The 5,357-nt window shown below is 70.9% G+C and carries 8 protein-coding genes; 4 read left to right on the top strand and 4 right to left on the bottom strand.

What is annotated here, in order from left to right; all coding sequences use genetic code 11:
- The 3 genes from FRW57_RS16705 to FRW57_RS16695 all read left to right on the top strand — a co-directional run.
- Nucleotides 1-725: sensor histidine kinase (locus FRW57_RS16705; protein ID WP_238999468.1), on the top strand; the 725-nt coding region annotated here is incomplete at its 5' end.
- On the top strand, nt 722-1,402 hold the full coding sequence (locus FRW57_RS16700) for a response regulator (protein WP_137121395.1): 681 nt from the start codon (nt 722-724) through the stop codon (nt 1,400-1,402). The genes FRW57_RS16705 and FRW57_RS16700, both read left to right, overlap by 4 nt.
- A gap of 127 nt (nt 1,403-1,529) precedes the next feature.
- Nucleotides 1,530-1,781, top strand: a complete 252-nt coding sequence (locus FRW57_RS16695) for an SHOCT domain-containing protein (protein ID WP_137121394.1) — start codon at nt 1,530-1,532, stop codon at nt 1,779-1,781.
- Between the two features lie 80 nt (nt 1,782-1,861).
- Here the strand turns inward: FRW57_RS16695 and FRW57_RS16690 are convergent, their stop codons facing one another.
- Nucleotides 1,862-2,062 carry a helix-turn-helix domain-containing protein gene (locus tag FRW57_RS16690; RefSeq protein WP_137121393.1) on the bottom strand — a complete coding sequence of 67 codons (201 nt, stop codon included), beginning with the start codon at nt 2,060-2,062 and terminating at the stop codon, nt 1,862-1,864.
- Between the two features lie 225 nt (nt 2,063-2,287).
- Complete coding sequence (locus tag FRW57_RS16685; RefSeq protein ID WP_152186526.1) at nt 2,288-3,484, bottom strand: acetoin utilization protein AcuC; 1,197 nt, start codon at nt 3,482-3,484, stop codon at nt 2,288-2,290.
- Between the two features lie 162 nt (nt 3,485-3,646).
- On the opposite strand from FRW57_RS16685, the gene FRW57_RS16680 reads away from it, so the two are divergent.
- Nucleotides 3,647-4,315, top strand: coding sequence for a potassium channel family protein (locus FRW57_RS16680; protein WP_137121391.1), 669 nt, complete (start codon nt 3,647-3,649; stop codon nt 4,313-4,315).
- 82 nt (nt 4,316-4,397) lie between these two features.
- Here the strand turns inward: FRW57_RS16680 and FRW57_RS16675 are convergent, their stop codons facing one another.
- Both FRW57_RS16675 and FRW57_RS16670 read right to left on the bottom strand, forming a co-directional pair.
- The gene (locus FRW57_RS16675; RefSeq protein WP_137121390.1) at nt 4,398-4,937 is read right to left on the bottom strand and encodes a GNAT family N-acetyltransferase; all 540 of its coding nucleotides are present in this window, start codon (nt 4,935-4,937) and stop codon (nt 4,398-4,400) included.
- Between the two features lie 207 nt (nt 4,938-5,144).
- Nucleotides 5,145-5,357 (bottom strand): GNAT family N-acetyltransferase (locus FRW57_RS16670; RefSeq protein ID WP_152186525.1); only part of this gene is annotated, 213 nt, incomplete at its 5' end.

The following is a 5,357-nucleotide window of genomic DNA, read 5'->3' as shown; positions in this document are numbered from 1 at the left end:
TGCTCGTGGAGGTGATCCGCAGTCGCCGTGAGCGCTGGGCGGCTGCCCGGCGAGAGGCCGGTCTGGCCCGCGACCGGGAGGCCGCCCGCGAACGCGTCGCCATCGCCCGCGACCTGCACGACGTGATCGGCCACTCACTCAGCCTGATCAACGTCCAGGCAGGGGTGGCGCTGCACCTGCTCGACGAGCAGCCGGACCACGCCCGGCCCGCCCTGCAGACCATCAAGTCGGTCAGCCACGACGCGCTCGAGGAGGTGCGCGTCGTGCTCGACACGCTGCGCGACCCCGGCTCGGCCACGCGCTCGCCCGCGCCCACCCTGCTCGACGTGCCGGCCCTGGTCGAGCAGACCGAACAGGGCCCGGTCGCATGGACCCTCGCGGTGACCGGTTCGCGGGGTGCCGTCACGAGCGCGGTCGACACCGCGGCATACCGGGTGGTGATGGAGGCCATGACCAACGTGCGACGCCACTCGTCCGCCACGCGCGCCCGCATCGAGATCGCGTATGACGAGGGCGGCGTCGGCGTCCGCGTCACCGACAACGGCCGGCCGGAGGCTAGGCGGCCCGACGACCCCGGGGCTGCCATCGGGTTGGGCCTCGTCGGCATGCGCGAGCGCGTGGCTGCCCTGGGCGGGCGGCTCGACGCCGGGCCGCGCCCCACCGGCTTCACCGTGGAGGCGCGCTTCCCGCGCAGCACCGACCAGACCACCTCGGAGGCACCATGAGTCCATCCGTCCGTGTCGTCCTCGCCGACGACCAGGCCCTGCTGCGTGCCGGCCTCCGGGCGCTGCTCGACTCCGACCCGGCGACGGAGGTGGTGGGCGAGGCGTCCGACGGGGAGGCGGCGGTGCGCCTCGTGCGCGAGGAGCGGCCCGACGTGGTGCTCATGGACATCCGGATGCCGGGCACCGACGGGCTGCAGGCCACCGAACAGATCTGCGCCGACCCGGGGCTGGCCGACGTGCGCGTCATCATCCTGACGACCTTCGAACTGGACGAATACGTTCTCGAGGCGATGCGGATCGGCGCCAGTGGGTTCCTCGTCAAGGACACCGAGCCGGTCGACCTCCTCGCCGCCATCCGGTCGGTGGCCGCAGGTGATGCCGCCCTCTCGCCGAGCGTGACGCGGCGGCTGATCAACCACGTGGGACAGCGCGCGGGCACCCGGCCCGACCCGGAGCGGATCGCCGCACTGGAACGGCTGACCGAGCGCGAGCGCGAGGTCGTCGCCCTGGTCGGCGAGGGGTTGTCCAACGAGGAGATCGCCGGGCGGCTGTTCCTGTCGCCCGCCACCGCGAAGACCCATGTCAGCCGGGCCATGGTGAAGGTGGGCGCCCGGGACCGCGCGCAGCTGGTGGTGCTCGCCTACGAGGGCGGCCTGATCCGCCCCGGCTGGCTCTGAGCCCTGCTCGAACAGACCGTGCAGGACGTAGGACGAGTGCCTCCCGCGGGGTGACGACGGCGCAGGAACCGGGTCGGCATCGTCGAGGTGTCCGGTCGCGAAGGACCGGCTCACCGACGAAAGAGGCATGACGATGTTGACGACGATGTGGCACGACGGCGCCGGGTTCCACTGGTGGTTCCCGTTGATCCCCCTGGCATGGTTCGTGGTGTTCTGGCTGTTCGTCTGGTTCGTGGCGCGCCGGTTCTGGTGGCGCGGGCAAGGACGCTGGCAGTCCTCCGCCGAGGACGCCCTGGGCAAGCGCTACGTGGACGGCGAGATCGACGAGCAGGAGTACCGCGCAAGGCTGGCGGTCCTGCGTGAGACCAGGGGGCGGTGAACACGCGGGCGGGCGGGCCGATCTCCTCGGCCCGCCCGCCCGCGCGAAGATGGTCGCGGCTTCGCCGCGACCGGTGCACCTCAGGCCGTGTCGATGTAGCTGGTCCGCAGGTAGTCGTGCACCGCGTCTGCGGGAACCCGGAACGACCGTCCGACGCGGATCGCCGGCAGGTCACCGGCGTGCACGAGTCGATAGACGGTCATCTTGGAGACCCGCATCATCGAGGCGACCTCCGCGACGGTCAGGAAGTTGACCTCGCCGAGCTGGCGCTCGTCTGCCATGGCCTTACCTCGATCTCTCCACGTGGCAGGCAGCACGGCTTCCCCTCCGACTGACTGCGCACGCTGATGGTGTGTGAGGTCACGATAGAGGCAGAAGTGGCCGTTGGGAAAGCAGGTGGGGGATAAATCTTCGACAATGTCCAGCCGACACGCCGCAGGCAACGGTCAAAACAGGTTCAACCAGGTTCAACAGGTCAAACGAGTCACCGAGGTCAGCCGTGGACCTCAGTCGAACCAGAGATCCAGTCCGTGCAACGGGAAGACCGCGTGTCTGGTCGCCATGACCGCCTGGTCCACTGCGTCCGCGGGGTCGTGGCCGACCTCCCACGCCTTCCACCAGACCCGGCCGTCCTCCGCCACGCCGTCGCCCATCCGCGCCGGGCCCGGCCGGCCGAGCAGCATCTGCACGTAGTCGCGCCAGCCCTCTGGCACCGGCGTCACCAGCTCGACCGGCTGGTGTGCCGCGATGGCGGTCAGGTGCGCCCATGCCCGGGGCACCACGTCGACCAGCTCGTAGCCCCCGCCCCCGAGCGCCACCCACCTGCCGTCACACACCTCGTGAGCGAGCCGGTGCAACGACTCGTATGACGTCCGCTGGGCGTCCACGGACAGCGCCAGGTGTGCCAGCGGGTCGGAGTAGTGCGAGTCGCAGCCCTGCTGGGTCACCAGGACGTCGGGCGCGAAGGCGTGCAGCAGCGCCGGGACCACCGCGTGGAAGGCACGCAGCCAATGGCCGTCGCCGGTGCCCGGCGGCAGCGCGACGTTGACCGCGCTTCCCCGGGCGTCGGGGCCTCCGATGTCGCCCGGGAAGCCGGAGCCCGGGAAGAGCACCCGCCCGCTCTCGTGCAGCGAGATGGTCAGGACGCGCGGATCATCCCAGAAGGCGCGTTCGACACCGTCGCCGTGGTGGGCGTCGACGTCGACGTAGGCGACCTTCTCGGCGCCGTGGTCGAGCAACCACCGGATGCCCACCGCCGCGTCGTTGTAGATGCAAAAGCCCGAGGCGCGGCGGCGCATCGCGTGGTGCAGTCCGCCGCAGAAGTTCACGCCGTGCTCGGTCCGGCCCTCCCAGACGGCCCGTGCGACGTCGACGGTGCCCGCCGCGATCCGGGCACTGACCTCGTGCATCCCGCGGAAGGCGGGATCGTCCTCGGTGCCGATCCCCCACCGCCCGTCGGCCGACGCGGGGTCGGCGGAGATGGCGCGCACGGCGTCGACGTACTCCCCGTCGTGCACCGTCAACAGCTGGTCGTCGTCGGGGCCGCTCGGGGCGACGACCTCGACGCCGGGCAGGTCCAGGAGCCCGAGCTCCCGGCAGAGCCGCACCGTCAGGTCGAGGCGGACCGGGTTCATCGGGTGCTCGGGCCCGAAGTCGTAGGCGGTGAAGCCCGGGTCCCAGATCACGCGCGCCTGCGTCGACATGCGGGGCACGCTACCCGTGCGCCGCGGAATCACACGCGCCTGCGTCGACATGCGGGCACGCTGCGCCGCGCCGGGTGGGGCACGATGGGGGCTTGCGGCTCCCGCGACGTGGTGGGAGCGTGCCTCACCGACGTCCGGGCCGTTCCACCGATAGAGGAAGTCATGGCGAAGAACCGCTTGTACAACGAGGAAGTGCTCGTGATCGGCCTCGGCCGCTTCGGCGCCGCGGCCGCGCTCGAGATGAGCCGGATCGGCTACCGGGTGCTGGCCCTCGAGCGCAACCAGGAGCGGGCGGAGAAGTTCGCGGGCAAGCTCGACCGGGTGGTGCCCGAGGACGCCTCAGACCCGCACACGCTGCACCAGATCCGGGTCAAGAACTTCTCGGTGGCCGTGGTCGGCATTGGTTCCTCCGTCGAGTCGTCACTGCTCGCGGCCGGCAACCTGGTCGACGCCGGGGTGGCCTCGATCTGGGCCAAGGCGGTCTCGTCGGAGCATGCGCGCATCCTCGAGCGGATCGGCGTGCACCAGGTGGTCTTTCCCGAGGCCGAGTCGGGGCGCCGGGTGGCACACCTGGTCAACGGCAAGATGCGGGACTACATCGAGTTCGACGACGACTACGCCATCGTCAAGATGACGCCACCGCGCGAGATGGTCGGCTTCACGCTCGGCCAGAGCCAGATCCGCAGCAAGTACGGCGTCACCGTGGTCGGCGTCAAGGCTCCCGGCGAGGCCTTCACCCATGCCGTGCCCGACACCAAGGTGGGCGCCCACCACAGCATCATCGTGAGCGGCCCTACGGAGCTGATCGAGCGACTCGCCTCGCGCCCCTGATCCTTGTCCCTATCCGGACGAGATCATCGTGAGCGGCCCTACGGAGCTGATCGAGCGACTCGCCTCGCGCCCCTGAACGTCCTCAGTGCAGGAGGGAGCTCGGCACCGCTCCGGGGTCGGAGCCGAGCGGCAGCACCATCGCGATCTCGGTCTCCTCGCCGTCGCCGTCCGCGCTCTGGACCCGCATGGGGCGGCGGTTCTCGGTCGGGCGGAAGCCGAAGCTGCTGGCAAAGGCCACGGCACGGCCGTTGTCCGTGCCCACCCAGTAGGCCAGGTGGGTGCGGCCGTCCTCGCGGGCCTGTTGGGCGCCGGCCTCGACCAGCCGCCAAGCCACGCCGGTCCCGCGTGCGTCCGGCCGAACCCACAGGCCGAACAGCTCCGCGACGTCCGGACCAGTCTTGGAGCGGCCGACCGACACGACCCCGGTGGGGACGTCGTCGACGAGCGCCAGCAACCGGCGGGAGCGGTTCATCCGGTCGCGCCAGCGGTCCTCTTCGTAGCCGGATTCTTCGTCATGGGTGGCGACGAACGCCTCCGGAGACTCCTTCAGCGCCTCCAGTCGGATCTCGCGGTACTCCTGCCAATCCTCTTCCCCGAGGGCACGGACGCTGATCTCACTCATGACGACACTCTGGCATGTTCGCCCCCGCCGATCCATGCCGCACCCGGTAAAGAGTCAACAACTGTGCGTGGAACCGATCACACCCCACGCGACGGCTCGTGGGGAATCATCGTGAGGAAGCAGGCCGCAGACCCGCCTCGAACCTCACGATGATTCCTCACGAGGACGGGGGCGGGATGCGTCCAGGGCGTCGGACGGCGCCCCGGCTCAGAGCGCGAGCGCCATCTGGACCTCGAGGTCGCTGACCCGCCCCGGAACGACCTGGGTGCGCCCCGTGGGGACGAAGCCGCACCGTTCGTAGAACCGACGCGCCCGATCGTTGCCGATCACGACGTCGAGCAGCACCCGTCGGCCACCGCGCGCCCGCGCCCGGTCAGCGACCGCGGCAACCAGCAGCGTGGCCGCCGGCCCGCCGCGGTG

The sequence above is a fragment of the Segeticoccus rhizosphaerae genome (assembly GCF_009192725.1).
GTDB lineage: Bacteria > Actinomycetota > Actinomycetes > Actinomycetales > Dermatophilaceae > Segeticoccus > Segeticoccus rhizosphaerae.
Note: the sequence above shows the minus strand (reverse complement) of the source record. Positions and strands in the feature narration are given on the sequence as shown.